Source organism: Duganella guangzhouensis (genome assembly GCF_009674535.1).
In the GTDB taxonomy this organism is placed as follows: Bacteria; Pseudomonadota; Gammaproteobacteria; order Burkholderiales; family Burkholderiaceae_D; genus Rugamonas; species Rugamonas guangzhouensis.
This window is the reverse complement of record NZ_WKJK01000011.1, coordinates 249,468-267,103: the sequence shown is the minus strand read 5'-3', so window position 1 is coordinate 267,103 and position 17,636 is coordinate 249,468. Positions and strand designations below refer to the sequence as shown.

The 17,636-nt window shown below is 62.9% G+C and carries 20 protein-coding genes; 15 read left to right on the top strand and 5 right to left on the bottom strand.

Features of this window, described 5'->3' with window-relative positions; translation table 11 throughout:
- Positions 1 to 35 precede the first annotated feature (35 nt).
- Positions 36 to 1,508, bottom strand: a complete 1,473-nt coding sequence (locus tag GJ699_RS21490; protein ID WP_154380079.1) for a KamA family radical SAM protein — start codon at positions 1,506 to 1,508, stop codon at positions 36 to 38.
- 169 nt (positions 1,509 to 1,677) lie between these two features.
- On the opposite strand from GJ699_RS21490, the gene GJ699_RS21485 reads away from it, so the two are divergent.
- Both GJ699_RS21485 and GJ699_RS21480 read left to right on the top strand, forming a co-directional pair.
- The gene (locus GJ699_RS21485; RefSeq protein ID WP_154380077.1) at positions 1,678 to 2,124 is read left to right on the top strand and encodes a cache domain-containing protein; all 447 of its coding nucleotides are present in this window, start codon (positions 1,678 to 1,680) and stop codon (positions 2,122 to 2,124) included.
- Positions 2,125 to 2,136: 12 nt separating this feature from the next.
- Positions 2,137 to 3,756 carry a methyl-accepting chemotaxis protein gene (locus GJ699_RS21480; RefSeq protein WP_154380074.1) on the top strand — a complete coding sequence of 540 codons (1,620 nt, stop codon included), beginning with the start codon at positions 2,137 to 2,139 and terminating at the stop codon, positions 3,754 to 3,756.
- Here the strand turns inward: GJ699_RS21480 and GJ699_RS21475 are convergent.
- A complete protein-coding gene (locus tag GJ699_RS21475) occupies positions 3,649 to 4,236 on the bottom strand; it encodes a DNA-3-methyladenine glycosylase (protein WP_154380072.1) in 588 nt (195 codons plus the stop codon). The two genes, GJ699_RS21480 and GJ699_RS21475, sit on opposite strands and share 108 nt — an antisense overlap.
- 252 nt (positions 4,237 to 4,488) lie before the next feature.
- Here GJ699_RS21475 and GJ699_RS21470 point away from each other — a divergent pair, with 252 nt between their 5' ends.
- From GJ699_RS21470 to GJ699_RS21455, 4 genes are all read left to right on the top strand, one after another.
- Entirely contained in the window at positions 4,489 to 5,355 is an 867-nt protein-coding gene (locus GJ699_RS21470) for an HDOD domain-containing protein (RefSeq protein WP_154380070.1), read from the top strand.
- Positions 5,356 to 5,357: 2 nt separating this feature from the next.
- Entirely contained in the window at positions 5,358 to 6,545 is a 1,188-nt protein-coding gene (locus GJ699_RS21465) for a hypothetical protein (protein ID WP_154380068.1), read from the top strand.
- A gap of 119 nt (positions 6,546 to 6,664) precedes the next feature.
- Positions 6,665 to 7,849 (top strand): tetratricopeptide repeat protein, encoded by a 1,185-nt coding sequence (locus GJ699_RS21460; protein WP_154380066.1) that lies wholly within the window; start codon positions 6,665 to 6,667, stop codon positions 7,847 to 7,849.
- A gap of 132 nt (positions 7,850 to 7,981) precedes the next feature.
- Positions 7,982 to 10,594, top strand: a complete 2,613-nt coding sequence (locus tag GJ699_RS21455; RefSeq protein WP_154380064.1) for a quinoprotein amine dehydrogenase — start codon at positions 7,982 to 7,984, stop codon at positions 10,592 to 10,594.
- A gap of 6 nt (positions 10,595 to 10,600) precedes the next feature.
- Here GJ699_RS21455 and GJ699_RS21450 read toward each other — a convergent pair whose 3' ends face one another.
- Positions 10,601 to 10,978, bottom strand: coding sequence for a Gfo/Idh/MocA family oxidoreductase (locus GJ699_RS21450; RefSeq protein WP_371867618.1), 378 nt, complete (start codon positions 10,976 to 10,978; stop codon positions 10,601 to 10,603).
- A gap of 65 nt (positions 10,979 to 11,043) precedes the next feature.
- Here GJ699_RS21450 and GJ699_RS21445 point away from each other — a divergent pair, with 65 nt between their 5' ends.
- The 6 genes from GJ699_RS21445 to GJ699_RS21420 all read left to right on the top strand — a co-directional run bounded on the left by GJ699_RS21445 (position 11,044) and on the right by GJ699_RS21420 (position 14,811).
- Positions 11,044 to 11,724, top strand: a complete 681-nt coding sequence (locus GJ699_RS21445; RefSeq protein WP_154380062.1) for a GNAT family N-acetyltransferase — start codon at positions 11,044 to 11,046, stop codon at positions 11,722 to 11,724.
- Positions 11,725 to 11,873: 149 nt separating this feature from the next.
- The gene (locus GJ699_RS21440; RefSeq protein WP_154380060.1) at positions 11,874 to 12,173 is read left to right on the top strand and encodes a helix-turn-helix domain-containing transcriptional regulator; all 300 of its coding nucleotides are present in this window, start codon (positions 11,874 to 11,876) and stop codon (positions 12,171 to 12,173) included.
- A gap of 9 nt (positions 12,174 to 12,182) precedes the next feature.
- Positions 12,183 to 12,749 carry a cysteine hydrolase family protein gene (locus tag GJ699_RS21435; protein ID WP_154380058.1) on the top strand — a complete coding sequence of 189 codons (567 nt, stop codon included), beginning with the start codon at positions 12,183 to 12,185 and terminating at the stop codon, positions 12,747 to 12,749.
- Complete coding sequence (locus tag GJ699_RS21430; protein ID WP_154380128.1) at positions 12,749 to 13,486, top strand: metallophosphoesterase family protein; 738 nt, start codon at positions 12,749 to 12,751, stop codon at positions 13,484 to 13,486. Before GJ699_RS21435 ends, GJ699_RS21430 begins: the two co-directional genes overlap by 1 nt.
- 129 nt (positions 13,487 to 13,615) lie before the next feature.
- Positions 13,616 to 14,071: a hypothetical protein gene (locus GJ699_RS21425; protein ID WP_154380056.1), complete on the top strand. Its 456-nt coding sequence runs from the start codon at positions 13,616 to 13,618 to the stop codon at positions 14,069 to 14,071.
- Positions 14,065 to 14,811, top strand: a complete 747-nt coding sequence (locus tag GJ699_RS21420) for a DUF1828 domain-containing protein (protein ID WP_154380054.1) — start codon at positions 14,065 to 14,067, stop codon at positions 14,809 to 14,811. The genes GJ699_RS21425 and GJ699_RS21420 overlap by 7 nt, the downstream gene beginning before the upstream one ends.
- Before the next feature lie 9 nt (positions 14,812 to 14,820).
- Here the strand turns inward: GJ699_RS21420 and GJ699_RS21415 are convergent, their stop codons facing one another.
- Complete coding sequence (locus GJ699_RS21415; protein ID WP_154380052.1) at positions 14,821 to 15,309, bottom strand: DNA-deoxyinosine glycosylase; 489 nt, start codon at positions 15,307 to 15,309, stop codon at positions 14,821 to 14,823.
- A gap of 78 nt (positions 15,310 to 15,387) precedes the next feature.
- Between GJ699_RS21415 and GJ699_RS21410 the strand changes: the two genes are divergently transcribed.
- A complete protein-coding gene (locus GJ699_RS21410) occupies positions 15,388 to 15,825 on the top strand; it encodes an Mpo1 family 2-hydroxy fatty acid dioxygenase (RefSeq protein ID WP_154380126.1) in 438 nt (145 codons plus the stop codon).
- On the opposite strand, the gene GJ699_RS34215 is transcribed toward GJ699_RS21410, so the two are convergent.
- Positions 15,826 to 15,963, bottom strand: a complete 138-nt coding sequence (locus GJ699_RS34215; RefSeq protein ID WP_195763615.1) for a hypothetical protein — start codon at positions 15,961 to 15,963, stop codon at positions 15,826 to 15,828.
- A gap of 163 nt (positions 15,964 to 16,126) precedes the next feature.
- Here GJ699_RS34215 and GJ699_RS21405 point away from each other — a divergent pair, with 163 nt between their 5' ends.
- A complete protein-coding gene (locus GJ699_RS21405) occupies positions 16,127 to 17,035 on the top strand; it encodes a DMT family transporter (RefSeq protein WP_154380050.1) in 909 nt (302 codons plus the stop codon).
- Positions 17,035 to 17,526, top strand: coding sequence for a GNAT family N-acetyltransferase (locus GJ699_RS21400; RefSeq protein ID WP_154380048.1), 492 nt, complete (start codon positions 17,035 to 17,037; stop codon positions 17,524 to 17,526). Before GJ699_RS21405 ends, GJ699_RS21400 begins: the two co-directional genes overlap by 1 nt.
- The last annotated feature ends 110 nt before the right edge of the window (positions 17,527 to 17,636 follow it).

Genomic DNA, 17,636 nt, shown 5'->3' with positions numbered 1-17,636 from the left:
GCGGAGAGGAGTCGCGCATGGTCGCCGCCTCGTGCTTATGCGACGCTGTGCGAATCGCGGTCGTCGGTGTTGGCGTTGGCGTTGGCGGGGCCGCAGTTGGCGGTCGCGCCGCCGGCCCCCGCGCCGATACCGCCACCGTTTTCGCCGCGCGCCGCCATCAGCGGGATCACCTTGCGCGCGCCCGGCGGCTCGGCACCGAACTCGCTGCGCGCCCCGCCCTCCTCCTCGAAGAAGAACTTCTCCTTGCCAAACGCCGGTTTCAGCTCATCCATCCAGGTCGCCTGCGGATCAAATTTCGCATAGAACGGCTTGCGCACCCAATCCGCATTACGCGCCTGCAGGAACTGCAACGCAAACACCTTCTCGCCGCCGATATGCGCCACGCCATCGATCACCACCTTGCCGGGGAAAGCGCTCATCGACGGCCCCCGCACCGTGCGCGACAAACCCGACACCATCTGATACGCCGCCTGGAAAATCTCATGCGCACGCGCCAGCGGCAGCTGAAAATACTCGCGCGGCCCGGTATCGCGCTCGACGAACATATAGTACGGAATCGCCCCCAGCCGCACCCCGGTCTGCCACAGCTCCGCCCACGACGCCGGATCTTCATTGATATGCCGGATCAACGGCCCCTGCATGCGCAAGGTCGCGCCGGTGCCAACAATCCGCTTGACCGCCTGCTGCGCGATCTCCTGCCGCAGCTCCACCGCATGGTTGTAATGCCCCATGATCGCCATGTTTTTCCCCGCCCGCACCACCCGCTCGAAAAGACGCAGCAAATCATCCGCATCGCGATCCGTCACAAACCGCTGCGGCCAATACGCCACCGACTTGGTGCCGATGCGGATGTTCTGGATATGCGCCAGCTCCGGCGCCAGCAGCGGCTCGATATACGCCTCCAGCGAACGCGTATTCATGATCAGCGGATCGCCGCCGGTAATCAGCACATCGGTCACCTCCGGATGCATGCGCAGATACGACGCCAGCTCGTGCGACTCCTTGGCATCGAACTTCATCTCCTCCATGCCGACAAACTGCGGCCAGCGGAAGCAGAAGGTGCAATACGCATGACAGGTCTGCCCCGAACTCGGGAAAAACAACACCGTCTCCTTGTACTTATGCTGCAAACCCTTCAACGGCGCATCGTTCACGCGCGGCACGTTGTGCGTCATCTGCCCGGCCGGATGTGGATTCATGCGCAGACGAATGCGCCGCACCAGCTCCGCCAACGCCGGCTGGTCAGCCTTGCCCAGCACCAGATCGCGCAGCCGCGCATAGTCGTCCGGCGCCAGCATGTCGCGGTGCGGGAACACCAGCCGGTAAATCGGATCGTCGGGGATATTGTTCCAGTCGATCAGCTGGTCCAGCACATACTCATTGGTGCGGAACGGCAGCACATGCGACACCACCTGCACCGCTTCCTGCAAATCCGGCGGGATCCACTCCCACTGGCGCGAGTGCGAAATAGTCTGACGTATAAACGGTTTGAATTTGGGCGTATCCATCGCGGGGTTCCTGTGTGTGGTCGGAAAACTCCATGCTAGGCCGCGCACCGCCTTTCAAATTGCCGTGCCTCAACTGACCCATGGAAATATTCCAGGTCTTGCGCCAGCGCAATTCCGGAAATTCTTGCCAGCGTAGAGTTCATTGGCCATCCACCCACAGGAGCTGCCCATGAAAACCCTGCCCCTCATCGCCGCCGCCTTCCTCGCATTGCCAGCGCTGGCCGCCGAGCCCAACGAAAAAGACGCCATCGCCATGGCCGAAAAAGGCGCCGCCTTTATCAAGGCCAACGGCCAGGACGCCTTCCTCAAGAAAATCATCGCCAAAGATCCGGACTTCCTGCAAGGCGCGCTATACGTCGACGTGCGCGACATCAAAACCGGCATCGTGCTGGCGCACCCGGTCAACCCCTCCATCGTCGGCAAAGACCTGACCGACATCCCCGATGCCAGTGGCAAGAAATACCGCCGCGAGATCATCGAACTGGCCGCAAAAAAAGGCCACGGCTGGGTCGACTACCAGTACAAAAACCCGGTCAGCGGCAAGATCGAGCCCAAGACCACCTACATCCTGCGCGTCGGCGACGTCGTGCTGGAAGCCGGCATCTACAAGAAATGACGCGAGGCCGCCATGCTGAACAGACTGCGCATAGGCCCGAAACTGCTACTGGCGCCCGGCCTGGTGCTGGTGCTGCTGATCGCCACCGCCGGCGCGGCCTACGTCGGCATGGTGCGCCAGAACGCCTCGCTGGAAAATCTGGTGCAGGTGCGCGCCGCCCGCCTCAAGACCGCCGCCGACGTCAGCGGCGAAGCGCGCTACGCCCACGCCCACATCTACCAGTTGCTGGCCTGGGTCAACGGCAGCTTCGCGCAAAACCGGCTGGACGCGCTGAGCCAGCAGATCAAGACCCGCCACGCCGGCATCGACGACCAGTTGCGCCAGCTGGACGCGGCGGCCGGAAGCGACGACGCCGAGCGCCGCATCGTCGCCCAGTCGCTGCAAGCGCTGACGGCCTACCGCAAGGCGGTGCTGGAAACCATGGAGATGGCGCAGATGGATCAGAGCATCGCCACCAACGCCATGGCGCGCGCGGAAAAACAGTTCCTGCTGCTGAACGACCAGCTGGCCCAATTGTCGGCGCTGGAAAAACAGCTCAGCGAACAAGCGCATGCCCAAGCCAAGGCCGACTTCCACACCCTCAACACCAGCATGAGCATCATGGTGTTGCTGTCGATCGCGCTGTCGCTGGGCGTGACCATGGCGGTGCGCGGCGCCATGCTGCGCGACATCCGCGCGATTGCCGAAGTGGTGGTGGCGCTGGCTGCCGGTCGTCTGGCCGCCGGTCGCGGCAACCGGGGCCGCGATGAAATCGCCGACACCGCGCGCATGCTGGACCAGTCGATGTCGCAGCTCAGCCAAACGCTTGGCACGGTGCAGGGCGCGGTGCGCGCCATCGACCTCGCCGCGCGCGAAATCGCCAGCGGCAATCTGGATCTGTCGACCCGCACCGAAATGCAGGCCAGCTCGCTGGAGCAGACCGCCAGCGCCATGGACAGCCTGACCCAGGCAGTGCAGGCCAACGCCGCCAACGCGCGCGAAGCCTGCCAGTTGGCGGCCGGCGCCAGCGAACTGGCGCAGCACGGCGGCACCGCCATGCAGCAGGCGGTGCACACCATGGATGCGATCCGTGCCAGCTCGCGCCAGATCGTCGACATCATCGCCGTGATCGACAGCATCTCGTTCCAGACCAACATCCTGGCGCTGAACGCCGCCGTGGAAGCGGCGCGCGCCGGCGAACAGGGGCGCGGCTTCGCGGTGGTGGCGGCCGAGGAGATCAAGACCTTGATCGCGACCTCGGTTACCACCATCGACAGCGGCAGCGCCTCGGTGGCGCAGGCCGGCGCCCGCATGGACGGCATCGTGGCCGCCGTACAACAGGTCAACGACATCATCGCCCGCATCAGCAACGCCAGCGCCGAGCAGGCGCAGGGCATCGCCGAAGTCAATCAAGCGGTGGGTCAGATGGATGATGTGACGCAGCAGAACGCCGCGCTGGTGGAGCAAGCCGCAGCAGCGGCCGCCAGCCTGCAGGACCAGGCCGCGCAACTGTCGCAGGCGGTGGCGGTGTTCCAGCTGGAGCGCTCAGCCGGCGACAGCGCGCATGGGCTTGCTCAAAAAGCGCGAGCCGGTTTCGACGAAGCGCCACGGCAGCTCCATCGCCTTCGAAATGCCGATGCGCGGGCCGGCTGAGACCGGCGGCACCGCCTCGCGCGCCAGCAGCGTGAACGGCGGCTCGGCCAGCGACAGATTGTTGAACCCGCGCGTCACGTCCAGCGCCTGGCACAGCCGACCCGGCCCGGAACACAGCAAGCGCGCCTCATCCAGTCCACGGCGCGCGCGCATCCGCGCCAGCCCTTCCTCGTCTGGCAACGGTTCCAGTGCCCGGATCAGCACGCCGGCGCCATGGCCTTCCTCGCGGCAGACGAAATTCAAACACCAGTGCAAGCCATGCGATCGATACACATAACTGCGCCCCGGCGGCCCGAACATCGAAAAATTGCGCGGCGTCTGGCCGATGTAGCAATGCGAGGCCGGCTCGTCGCGGTCATATGCCTCCACCTCGACGATGCGGCCGCCGACGCCGTTGACCAGCAGGGTCACACCGATCAGTTGCGGCGCCACCACCTGCGCGGGCGCGCTGAAATCGATACCGGCCAGAGTCGTAATCATGCATCTATTGTATCTGCCAATCTGGACCGGATGGCCACACGATTAGTAGCAAACTATCATCGAATCGCCGCAATACGTGACAAAATACGGCGTAATAGACAGAAAATCGCCACAAATTTACGCAAAGCAACCCCACTTGCGGCGATAATCGAGGGTCAGCATGTTCGGCAAACGCGGGCGCGCTGGTTTATAGTACCAATAACGCGTCCTGCGGCACCCCGCCGCGTGCTGCCTTTATCCCCGAATATCATAATGACGACAGTTGCTGCCCAAGCTTTGCCAACCGAAAACGCGGTGGAAGACGCGCTGTTGCGTTCCATCCGGATTCCGCCACGGCCCAGCCTGCTCGTCGACCTGCAGCGCGAACTGGCCAAGCAAGATCCGTCGCCGCGCCAGATCGCCCGCATCATCGCCAACGACGTCGGCATGTCGGGCGCGCTGCTGAAGCTGGCCAACTCGCCATTCTTTGGCGCCGCCCGCAAGGCCAAATCGGTCGAACAGGCGATCAACTTCCTCGGCATCAACCAGTGCGCGGCACTGCTGACCGGGCTGCTGGCACGCCAGGCGATCGAGGGCAAGGAAGCCGACCTCAACGCATTCTGGGAAATCTCGGCGCGACGCGCCCAGGCGCTGGTGTTCACCTCGCGCAAGCTGCGCATCGCCCCGCCCGACATCGCCCACACCTTCGGCCTGTTCTGCGACATCGGCGTGCCGCTGCTGATGAACCGCTTCACCGACTACGCCGACACCTACGACCAGGCCTGCAACGATAGCCAGCGCGTGTTCACCGACATCGAAGACGCGCGCTACCAGACCAACCACGCCGCCATCGGCTGCCTGCTGGCGCGCAACTGGGGCTTGTCGCCGGACGTGTCGTGGGCCATCCTGCTGCACCACGATTACCGCGTGCTGGAAGACCCGTCCACCGACGACGCCATCCGCTCGCTGGTGGCACTGTCGCTGCTGGCCGAAAAAGGCATCCAGCGCCTGCATGGCCGCAACATGTCCTGCGAATGGGACAAGGGCGGCGACAGCGCCTGCCGCCACCTCGGCCTGACCGAGGATGAAACCGAAGACCTGCTCGACGAGCTGAACGAAACCTTCCATACCGAACGATAAGCATGCCCAAAAATAAGCGCCCACCACCGCGCAAACCCGTCAACACCCCCGAAGCCAAAGACGAACAACAAACCAACGAACTGTGCGCGCTGGCGCTGGAGCTGGCCGACGAATCGGCCGGCACCGACATCGTGGCCGCCAGCACCCGCGCCGAGCTGGCGCAAAAACACATCGAGTTCGAGCGCCTGCTGCGCCGCCTGCTGACGCAAGGCAAGGACGAGGTGCTGTACGGTGCCATCGAACTGGCGCGTGATGAGTCGCTGGAAGGCTACCGCTATCTGCGCAACGCCGCCGATGAGGGTGCGGCTAATCTGATCCTGCGCCGCGAGAATGGCGCCGACCTCGAAATCGACGCTTTCGCGATTCCGGTATTCGTCCGCAGCCAGGGCGGGCTCGACCCGGCCGCCGACTTCCAGGACGGCGACGCCTACGATGCCCTGCTGGCCAGCTTCACCGAAGCCGGGCTGGAGAGCAAGCACGCCAAGGTGGTGCTGGTCAGCCACGCCTACGACCTCGGTGAAGTCGAACGCATCAGCTACGGCCAGCTGCACGCCATGCTGCGCGAAGCAGCGCAATCGCTGACCGACAAGAAAATCGCCGCCGCGCCAGCGCTGGAGCGCAGCCTGCGCCACGGCTGGTCGGCCACCAGTTTTGGCGTCGACGACAGCGCGGTCGAACTGCGCTTCCTGCTCGGCTTTGCGCTGAAGCGCGCCGACGATGCCTTCTACAAAGTGCCGGCCGGCGAGAAAGCCGCCGACGCCTATTTCGCCAAACGCGCCGAGGCCTATCAGCAGTGGACCGAAACCTGCGCGCCGCTGGTGGCGCGCTGCCTGGGCCGCGCCCGTGGCGCCGATGCCGCGCTGTCGCTCAACTTCCAGTATCAGGATCTGTTCTTCGGCGCGCGCGCCCAGGGCCAGGCCGAATACGCGATGCTGGGCCTGCTGTCCGAACTGAACCAGGCCATCGACGGCCATGATCCAGCCAGCCTGCAAGTGCTGATCGCGCCATCCGACGACGAACTGGAACCGCAGCTGCACATCCAGCTGTCGGCCGGCGCCAGCGTGCTGGCCAGTGCCGCCCTGCCGCTTGATCCAGCGGCCGATTTGGCGGTGGCGCTGGATGACTTGGCCGATGCGCTGTCCAGCATCGGCCTGAGCGACATCAGCGTGTCCGAAGACCCTCTTTCCTGAAAGCGATTTCTCGTTTGACAGTCCTCCACTAGCCGAGGATACTTTCCCGGACGCGGGACGCAGATTCCGCGGCCTGGTGCGGCGCAGGCTTTGTGCTCCGCAGCAAAGGGAGACAAATCATGAAAGCATGGGCCCTGCTCCTGTGCGCCACCGCCATCCTCAGCGGTTGCGCCAGCGAGCGCGTCGCGCGCACCGCGCCGGCGCAGCAATTATTCCACGACCAGTATTTCCAGCCGACCAGCGCGCCGATCGACACCAGCCGCATATTCGCCGCCACGCCGCGCATGCGCGAATATGTGCGCCACGAAATCGGCAAGCCCTCCACCGGCAAGGACGTGCGCCGACTGCTATTCGACGCGCTGTACCGGCGCGACAAGCTGCAGCTGGAATACGACGCCGCCATCACCCGCAACGCCAGCGACACCTTCGAGTCGCGCGCCGGCAACTGCCTGTCGCTGGCCATCATGACCGCCGCGCTGGCGCGTGAACTGAATCTGCCGGTGGTATTCCAGCAGATCGAAGTAGACGAAGTGTGGAGCCGCGCCGGCAACCTCTATTTCGCCAGCAACCACGTCAACCTGGCGCTGGGCCGGCCGCGCGCCGACACCGCCGGCTATACCAGCTACAACCTCGACCAGAACGCCGCGCTGACGGTGGACTTCATCCCGATCCCGCCCAAGGCGCGCGAAAATGCCAAACCGCTGGAAGAGCAAACCGTGCTGGCCATGTTCCTCAACAACCGCGCCGCCGAGCTGCTGGCGGCCGGCAAGATCGACGACGCCTACTGGGCCGCGCGCCAGGGTGCCGAAGCCGATCCCACCTTCACCAACATCTACAACACGCTGGGCGTGATCTACCAGCACCACGGCGACCAGGACGCCGCCGAACAAGCGCTGCGCTACGCCCACCAGCAACTGCCCAACAACACCATCTACCTGTCCAACCTGATCACCACGCTGGAAGCGGTGCACAAGAGCGACGAGGCGGCCGTGCTGCGGGTCCAGCTGGCGCGGCTGGAGCCGTATCCACCGTTCTACTTCTTCAACCAGGGCCGCGAAGCGATGCAGGCCGGCGATTACAAACGCGCGCGTGAACTGTTCGAGCGCGAGCTGGACCGGGTGCCGGACTACCATGAATTCCACTTCTGGCTGGCGATGGCCAACTACCAGCTGGGTAATCTGCGCGCGGCCGACGCCCACATGGCGCTGGCGATGCAGAACAGCACCACGCGCGGCGATCACGACCTGTACGCCGCCAAACTGGACCGCCTGCGCGCCTACGAGGCCCAGACGCGCACCAAATAACCACACTGGACGGGTCGCCTGCGGGACGGCGCAGGCGGCGATGGTATGCTGACAACGGTGCTTCTTGACACTTAGTTGCGTTCGCGCAACAATTGCAAGTAAATTAAGCCGCACTTACCAAAGGATTCCGTCATGCTGAGATTCAGGCCCGCGTACGCCGTTCCCTTCTTTATCGCTGCCCTGTTGTCCGGCTGCGGCGGAGGGGGCGGCGGAAGCAGCAGCAACAGCGGTGGTGGCACCACCACCCCGGTCGCCAGCCCCGCCCTCACCTTCACCCCGGCTACCGCCACCGGCACCGTGGTGGCCGGCGCCACGCTGACCACCAATGTGATCGCCGCCGTCGCCCGCCCAAGCGACCTCAGCGGGTCCACCGTCTACCCGAGCGTGGTCGACAGCAACAGCGTGCTGCTGTCCAGCTCGTCGGTGGTGCGCGACAGCGATAGCCAGTACCACGTGGTGCTGCAAACCGTGCCGACCTTGGCCGCCGGCAGCTACACCGGCAACTTCAGCGTGCGGCTGTGCCGCGACAGCAACTGCGCCAGCCAGTTCCCCGGCTCGCCGGTCACGCTGCCGTACAACTTCACCGTGCTGACCGCCGGCAGCGGCGTGTTCACCGTGGTGCCGGCCGCCTCGCTGACCGTGACCGGCCAGAGCGGCGTCAGCACGCCGGCCAGCACCACCGTGGCCATCACCACCACCGGCCGCAGCTGGACCGCCAGCAACGGCGGTGCCGCCTGGCTCAAGCTGAGCGCGAGCAGCGGCACCGGCGACGGCAGCCTCACCATCAGCTATGACCTGACCGGCCTGGCCGCCGGCACCTACACCACCAATCTCAGCGTCACCACGGTCGACAACAACACCGTCACGCTGCCGGTGTCGCTGACCGTGCTGCCGCCCGGCCTGGTCCTCGGCAGCAATAGCGTGACCTTCAACGCCATCAACGGCGCGCCGATCGCCACTCAGGTGATCAGCATCGACACCGACACCAAGAACGCCACCAGCTACACCGCCAGCAGCAGCGCGGCCTGGCTGGGCGTGTCGCCGACCAGCGGCACCACGCCGGCCACCACCGTGCTGACCGTCGATCCGACCATCGGCACGCTGGCGGCCGGCAGCTACACCGGCAACATCACGCTGACGCCGAGCGGCCTGACCGCGCGCACGCTGCCGGTGACGCTGAACCTGACCGCCGCCACGCTGTCGCCGTCGCTCAGCACCATCACGCTGGGCGGCACCTATGGCCGCGATTTCAGCAGCAGCCAGACGCTGGGCCTGACCTTGAACACCAGCACCAACAGCTGGCCATGGTCGCTGACCGGCTTGCCGGCCTGGGCCAGCGTCAGCGCCAGTGCCGGCACCGTCAACGCGGCTGGCAGCAGCCTCACCGTCAAGGCGCTGTCGGCCAGCGCCAGCACCGGCATCAGCTCGACCCTGGCGACCGCGTCGGCGGTGGTCAATGGCGACACCGTCAAGAGCTCGGTGCTGTTCACCGTCAACAAGGATCTGCACAAGCTGCTGCCGGCTGAAACCGCCGTGGCCTTCGTCAACACGCCGTCGTGGTCGCGCCTGACGCGCACCATCAGCGTGACCGACAACTATGGCAGCTTCGGCGGCATGAGCGCCACCAGCAACCAGTCGTGGCTGGTGGTGGGCGTCAGCAGCGACAAGCTGATCCTGACCGCCGACCCGAGCCAGCTCAGCACCGATACGCTGAACACCGCCACCATCACCATCACGCCATCCGACAGCGACGTGACGGCGCCGGAAACCATCCGCGTGGCGCTGTGGAATGGCTCGACCACGCCGACCACGGCCGGCATCATCACGGCCAACCTGCCGTACACCAATGTCGTCACCGACCCGGCGCGGCCGTATGCATACGCGCACAACGGCAGCGCCTACGTCGACGTCTACAATGTGTACACCGGCGCCAAGGTCACCAGCATCACCGGCTTCTCGTCCCACCTGGGCGACATGGCGGTCTCGCCGAATGGCGACACGCTGTACGTGCTGGACATCGACAACGCGCGCGTCACCACCATCAACCTCAGCACGCTGGCGATCAGTTCGCAGCTGACGCTGGCGACGGCCGGCACCAAGGCCACGCGCCTGAAAGTGATACGCCCGAACGGCGTCGGCATGCTGTTGCTGAGCGATGGTCAGACCTATCTGACCAGCAGCTTCGCGCGCCTGAGCAACCTGCCGCTGACCACCGGCGGCTCGCTGGCCGCCAGCGCCGACGGCAAGCGCGTGGTGCAGCAGGATGAGGGCGGCACCAGCATCAACCACACCAGCGTCAGCGTCGACTATGCGGCGCTGAGCGGCGGCACCCTGTTCGCCGCCAAGCTGACTGCGGCCAGCCACAGCAGCCCCGGCACCGCCGGCCAGGATCTGTGGGTCAACAGCGATGGCACGCGCGTGTTCTACGCCGCGTCGACGCCGAAGTCGTGCACGGTGATGGAAGGCACCAGCCTCGGCATCCTTAGCTATATGAGTGTGGGCGATATTGCGCCGAACAATGTTGACGTCGCGATCGATGGCCGCATCATCTGCGGCGGCACCACCAAGTCCAGCAGCAGCGACCTGTACCTGTTCAGCAGCGCCTACGCGGCGGTGACACAGTACCGCATCGCCGCCAGCGGCCAGCAGTTGCTGGCGCGCCAGGCGGTACTGTCGGGCGATGGCTGGATCGTCGCCGCCATCACCGACGATGGCGTGCTGAGCTTCCTGGCGATCGGCCCGTAAGGGAACTTAGTAACCGGTGCTGCGGCCTTCGATCAGCGGCAGTTCATCCTCGGTAGTCATCACCCACAGCAGGCGGGCGATCGACTCCGAGGCCACCACCGTGTGGTGATTTCTCTGCGCCATCAGCTTCTCGCGGATCTCGCGGCGGATGGCCGGGATGCCGGTCAGGTCGAACAGGATATCGATGCCATCGCCCAGGGCCAGAATCTCGTCCAGCGAGGTGATGAACAGCCCTTCCGCCACCGCCTGCTGGCGGCCCGGCGTATCGCCGGTTTCGGCCACGGCGACCAACTCCACCCCGCGCCCGCTGCGGGCCAGCATATTGCTCAGGAAAGCCGAGCCGATGCGGCCCAGACCGATGATAGCGACTTTTTGCGTTTCCACTGATCCCCCGGTTTTTAGTTAGACTGCAAGCAGCATAACCACCGGCCCTGAACAAGGCAAGACGCATGGAACGCAAGCCACAACTCGACCACATCTTCTGGCACGCGCTGAACGGCGCCCACCGCCGCTACTCGGACGGCACCGACCAGGCACGCCGCTACACCCAGGGCTTCTCGCCCATCATCGCCTTTGCCGACCCGGCGCGGCCGGACTTCGGCGCGCTGGCGCCGTGGGTCACGCCGGGCGAACACTTCTACTGCGAAAACTGGACCGGCGCCGCCCCGCCCGGCTGGCGCATCGACGCCGAGACCACCATGTACCGCATGCTGTGGGATGGCGTGGCCCCCGCCGCCGATCCGGCGCCGGATGCGCTACCGCTGCAAGCGCACCACGCCGCCGCCGCGCTGGAACTGGCCACGCTGTGCAAGCCGGGTCCGTTCGGCATCCGCACCATCGAACTGGGCGACTACTTCGGCTACTTCGACGGCGAGCGCTTGATGGCCATGGCCGGCGAACGCCTGCGCGCGCCGGGGCTATGCGAAATCAGCGGCGTCTGCACCCATCCCGACTACCAGGGACGCGGCCTGGCCAAGCGCCTGATCGCCAAGCTGCTCCACCGCCACCAGCAACGCGGCGACCGCTCCTTCCTGCACGTCATGCGCAGCAACCCCGCCCACCAGCTCTACCTGAACATGGGCTTCAAGGACTACCTCGAAACCACGGTGCGGGTGGTGGTGGCTGAGTGATCCAGCTCAAATCAAAACGCGCTGAGTGAGACGATCCTTTATACATGTACCGCTTGCGAATATTCGCTTATAAGCTAACATATATCAGATCAATCACTATCTAGACCGTCAGGCCAAGTCACCATCCTTCGCCTTGTCGCGAATACGAAATGCAAAGAACAGATCGCTCTCATGAAGAAGCCACCATCGAGATGTTCCGCAACGACCCGGCGCTGGCGACAGAATATCTGAATGATGTTTTGGCGACCGGGGACGAAGTGGATCTGATGCTCGCACTTCGCTATCTAAGCAATGCATTTGGCGGCATACAAGAAATTGCGCGCCAAGCCAACGCCAATCCCAACACGATGTACCGCACCTTATCAGAAAAAGGCAATCCTTCACTGAAGACACTGCGCGCCGTCTTGAGCGCCATGGGCTTACGCCTGGCGGTTCAACCCATCCATTAATTCCTAGCCATGCAGCCAACAATACCCACTCTGATCATTATCGACATGCAAAAAGGCATGGCGTCAGCGGCCGCAGGCCAGCGCAACAACCCGGACGCGGAACAGAATATCGCCGCACTGCTCCAGGCATGGCGCAAAGCCGGCGCTCCTGTGGTCCATGTACGGCATATGTCCCGAACCCCAGGCTCGGTGTTCTGGCCCGGCCAACCGGGGGCGGAATTCCAGGAACAATTAGCACCACTGCCAAATAGCCATGTGCTGGAAAAGAATGTGCCGGATGCCTTCATCAACACGGGACTGGAGCGCTGGCTGCGGGTGCGCGATATCACCCGACTCGTTATCGTCGGCGTCAGCACCAATAACTCGGTCGAAGCAACTGCCCGCACCGCCGGCAATCTGGGCTTCGACACCGAGGTAGTGGCCGACGCCACTTTCGCCTTCGCCAAAGTCGACTACGCCGGTACGCCAAGAAGCGCAGACGAAGTGCATGCCATGGCGCTGGCCAACCTGCAGGGCGAATACGCGACCATCGTCGATACCAGGCAGGTGCTGGCGGCGTTGGCCACGGTGGCATGATGCGTATCGCCTTCGTATCTGACATCCACGGCAACCTGCCGGCGCTCGAAGCGGTTGCGGCCGACATCAAGCGGCGCGGGGCCGATATCGTGGTCAATCTCGGCGACAGCTTGTCCGGACCGCTGCTGCCGCTGGAAACCGCGCAATTCCTGATGGCCAGTGATTGGCTACATTTGGCGGGCAACCATGAGCGCCAAATTCTCGAACTGCATGCGGGCTCCGGCATGGCCGACACCTTTGCCCACAGTCAGTTGACGTCCAGGGAACTCACATGGATTGCAAGCCTGCTGCCAGCCAAACAGATCACGTCCGAGGTACTGGCATGCCACGGCACGCCGACCAGCGACGTGACGTGCCTGCTGCAAAATGCCGACTTGGCGGCCACACAGGAGGAAATCGAGAGCCGCCTGGGTGACGTCGCGGCGACGCTGATTGCATGTGGCCACTCGCATGTGGCGCGCAGCGTGCGCTCCACGCGCGGACAATTGATTGTCAATCCCGGCAGCATCGGGCAACCCGCCTACATGGACGACTATCCCTATCCTCACACCATCGCATCCGGCTCGCCGGACGCGCGCTATGCCATCGTGGAGCAGCACCAGGGGCAATGGCAATCGAGTTTGCTGGCCGTCCCATACAACAATCGCGACATGGCGGCACTGGCGAAGTCGCGAGGGCGCCTGGATTGGGAAGCTGCACTCCTGACCGGCTATATCTGTCAGGCGGTATCCGGGTAGCACTTGCGCCGCCAGTATCGAACACAACAGGTTGACGTTTTGGTTAATTTGACACGCCAAGCAAGTTTCGTGTCGACTGACATATCTGCTTCAGCTAGACTTGGTAAAAAATAAACCCGGTAGGCAGACATGCAAATGCACTTTGACGCAGACAAGGTGGCACAGCTCCTGCAATACAAGAAAACCGCAAAAAACTGGTCAGGTTTTCATCCAAAAGATAACCATCGCGGGTTGCTAGTTGCAACTGCGATATTGTTTGACGACAGCGGAGTTGCAATCCCTGGAATGACGTTGCAGATTGAGCTACGCATTCCAACCATTGTCGATGACTGCCTCATCATTTTATCGATCTTTCAGCGCATAGGGCTTAGACGTCATCGGGCTTATCAGCTTGAGGTCTGTCCTCAAGACAAGCTCAGCCACAATGGCATAGCGGCAATCTATGGCCCACACGAGCACATGCCCAATGGGGAAGTTCACCCTGTTCGCGAGATTGGCGTAGACTGTGGAAATTGGCAGGGTCTTGTTGATTGGTTTCTGTCGCGAACGAATATTGATCCTTTCGATCTGGAGCAACCATGCTGAACTGCGAATGGGCGCAGACGCTTACCCGATACGACTGCAAGCACGTACGTGGCATGCGAGGCGAGCTTGGACTGCGGATTGGCACTCCTTTCAGCCTGCCCGATGATGCAGCAATCACTCTTTACATTATTCAGGCTGGCGATGACCATTTGACGATCAGCGATAATGGCGACACATTTGCGCACCTGAGTGCGCTAGGTTTGGACCTTAATCACCACTCAAAAGCACGCGCCCTACGCGACCTGGTCAAACCACACGGCGTCACTTTAGGGGATGAAGGAGATTTCAAACTACTCACTCAAAACAAAAATTCGGCATGGAATTTCGCCCGAAGTATCACTGCACTTTTAGCAGTAGCGCAATGGGCGAGAGAGCAGATGAGTGATTCGCCGGTGGCGCACGATCTCATCGCAGAAGCTGAACCTTATATCTTGGCACGCGATCCGTCTGTCAAAGTCAAGCGACGCGTGCACGTGCGCGGAGCATCGATGGTTGATCACATTTTTGACTTTGAGCACGGACACGATGTCATCGACGTTATCCCCCCCAGTCCGCAAGCGACAGGAGGAGCAATGCGCAAGGTTGGAGATGTGTTGAATGGACCATTCGCCGACACTTACTCCCCGCTGATCATTGTGGATGATCGAACAGAGCCTCGCAAAGCCGCAAATGAAATCGGCATCCTTGCCTCGCTCGTTCGAACCCAATCTTTCTCAAATCTCGTGATGCCTCGGCACTGAGCAGGGAAACTAAAGCAGCAGTTTCCAACACTCCAGTTTTTGCACCAATGTAAGCGAGGCATGTGCGGGGGAAGTCGACGGCAACACCAGCGTGCGGTAGCCCTGCGCCGCGAACTGAGGGGCGAACTTGCCGGAGGTTTGGCCGTTGAAGCCCACTGTGTGCAACTGCGGGCACAGCTCGCGCAAGCGGGCGAAGTCATTGGCGGCGGGTTTGCGGATGGCGGAGTCGAGACTGCCTTCGCGTTCACAGGCGCCCAGCACATCCCATAGACCAAAACCATGCGCCAGCAGACGTGGCAAGCGCTCGGCATACGGCAACTCGGCCAGCGGTTCGCCGGTCAGCGCCGACAAAATCGGCCACAACAAATTGCGCGGATGGGCGTAATACTGCTGCGACGCCAGCGATGCCGCGCCGGGAAAGCTGCCAAGTATCAGGATGCGAGTGTGCTGGTCTAGCACCGGCGCCAGGCCGGTCAGAGCGGTGGAAGTGGAAGCCATGGCCCATTGTAGCGGATGCTGGACAGGCTACTCCACAGGTGTAGAATCAACGCCAAACAACAATCCCAGGAGACCATGATGCCGCAACCCCGCACCATCGATACACTGCTGGCCCAGTACAGCGAAAGCCACGTTCATCCTACCAACGAGCTGATCCACTTTGTCTGCGTGCCGGTCATCATGTTCACGCTGCTTGGCCTGCTGTGGGCGCTGCATCCGGCGGTGGCGCTGACGTTCACCGCCGCCGCCATGCTGTACTATCTGCGCCTGTCACCGCGCTTTGCGGTAGGCATGGCCGTGATGGCCGCAGTCATGCTGGCCATCCTGGTGACGCTGCCGCCAGCCACGGTACTGCCGTTGTCGATTACGGTATTTGTGCTGGCCTGGATCGGCCAGTTTATCGGTCACAAAATCGAGGGCAAGAAGCCGTCTTTCTTCGACGACCTGCGCTTCCTGCTGATCGGACCGTTGTTCGTGCTGAGCTTCCTGTATCGTCGCTTCAAGCTCGCGTATTAATCAGCGGAACCAGATGTAGGCGAACAGCACCTTGGCTGCGGTCTGCATGTCATCATCGGCCAGCATCAGGATCAAAGCGCTGCTCAGGGCTACATAGCCCAGCAGCGTGACAACCTTGAGTTGCAGCCCGGTGTTCATGACGCGCTCCCGGTAAACGATGACGATTAAATTCACTATACTTGGGTTTGCCGCGAAAACCGTTGAATTTACAAGTCTGAAACAACTTAGCCACCTAACCGTTGCGCCGCCACCAAATGCTATCCGCTAGGCAAGATGCGGCCCGGCCCGCTATACTGGCCTGATGTCTTCTCCATTGCTCTTCGTTATCGCCTGCCTGATCTGGGGCTCAACCTTCTTCGCGATTACTCTTCAACTAGGTGAAGTGGCGCCCGCCGTGTCCGTGGTGTACCGCTTTGCGCTGGCGTCCGCCGTGCTGTTCGGCTGGTGCGCGCTGCGCGGCGATCGTTTGCGGCTGCCTTGGCGCGCCCAGCGCTGGCTGCTGCCGCAAGGCGCCGCCACCTTTGCCATCAGCTACATCTGCACCTATAGCTCGGAACAATACCTGGTGTCCGGCCTGGTGGCGGTGCTGTTCGCGCTGATGGTGTTCTGGAGCCCGCTGCTGAACCGGCTCGCCTTCGGCACGCCGGTAAGCCTGCGCACCTGGGCTGCCGGCGGCGTCGCCATCGGTGGTGTGACCTTGCTGTTCTACCAGTCCATCCATGGCGCCTGGAATGATATTTTGAACGGTGGCAATGGCCACTTCCTGCTGGGCCTGGTGCTAGCGCTGTGTGCGACCATCGCCAGCACCGTCGGCAACCTCATGGTGGGCAAGGTGCGCGAGCAATCGGACAATGTGTTGCTGACCATGGCCTGGTCGATGCTGTGGGGCAGCCTGCTGGTGGCGCTGTACGTGCTCGCCAGCGGCCAGCACTTCAGTCTGCCGAGCAAGCTCAGCTACGTGGGCGGCCTGCTCTATCTGTCGCTGTTGGGCTCGGTGATCGCGTTTGCCGCCTACTTCACGCTGATCCACCGCATCGGCTCCGACAAGGCGGTGTACATCGGCGTGGTGACGCCGGTGATCTCCGTGCTGCTATCGATCCAGCTTGAACACTACCGTCCCGGCCCCATTGAATGGGCCGGCATGGTGGTGTGCCTGTCCAGCGTGGCCTGGGCGCTGAAACCGAATTCTTCCACTACTGCCAAAACCTGATGCTTACTTCCGAACTGACCATCCGCCCGGCCACGCCGGCCGACATTCCCGCCATCTTCGGCATGATCTTCGAACTGGCCGTGTTTGAAAAACTGGAGCACATGGTGGTGGCCAACGAGGCCGCGCTGCACGACAGCCTGTTCTGCGACAAGCCGGTGTGCGAAGCGCTGGTGGGCGAAACCGGCGGCGAGGTGGTGACCTTCGCGCTGTTCTTCCATAATTTTTCCACCTTCCTCTGCAAGAAGGGCTTGTACCTGGAAGACCTGTATGTGCAGCAGGCGCATCGCGGCAAGGGCTACGGCAAGCAGATGCTGGTCGCGCTGGCGCAACTGGCGCTGGAACGCGATTGCGGCCGCTTCGAATGGTCGGTGCTGGACTGGAATGCGAATGCCATCAAGTTCTACGAAGGCATGGGCGCGACGGTGATGCCGGACTGGCGCATCTGCCGTGTGACAGGCGATGCACTGACGCAACTTTCCGCGCAGGGATAAAAAAAAACCCACTTGGCGGACCAACGCCAAGTGGGAGAACCCGTTGTCAATGGGAGGGAGATTGAATCAACGGATTCACTATATCGATTGCTAGCGACGCCGGCAGTACC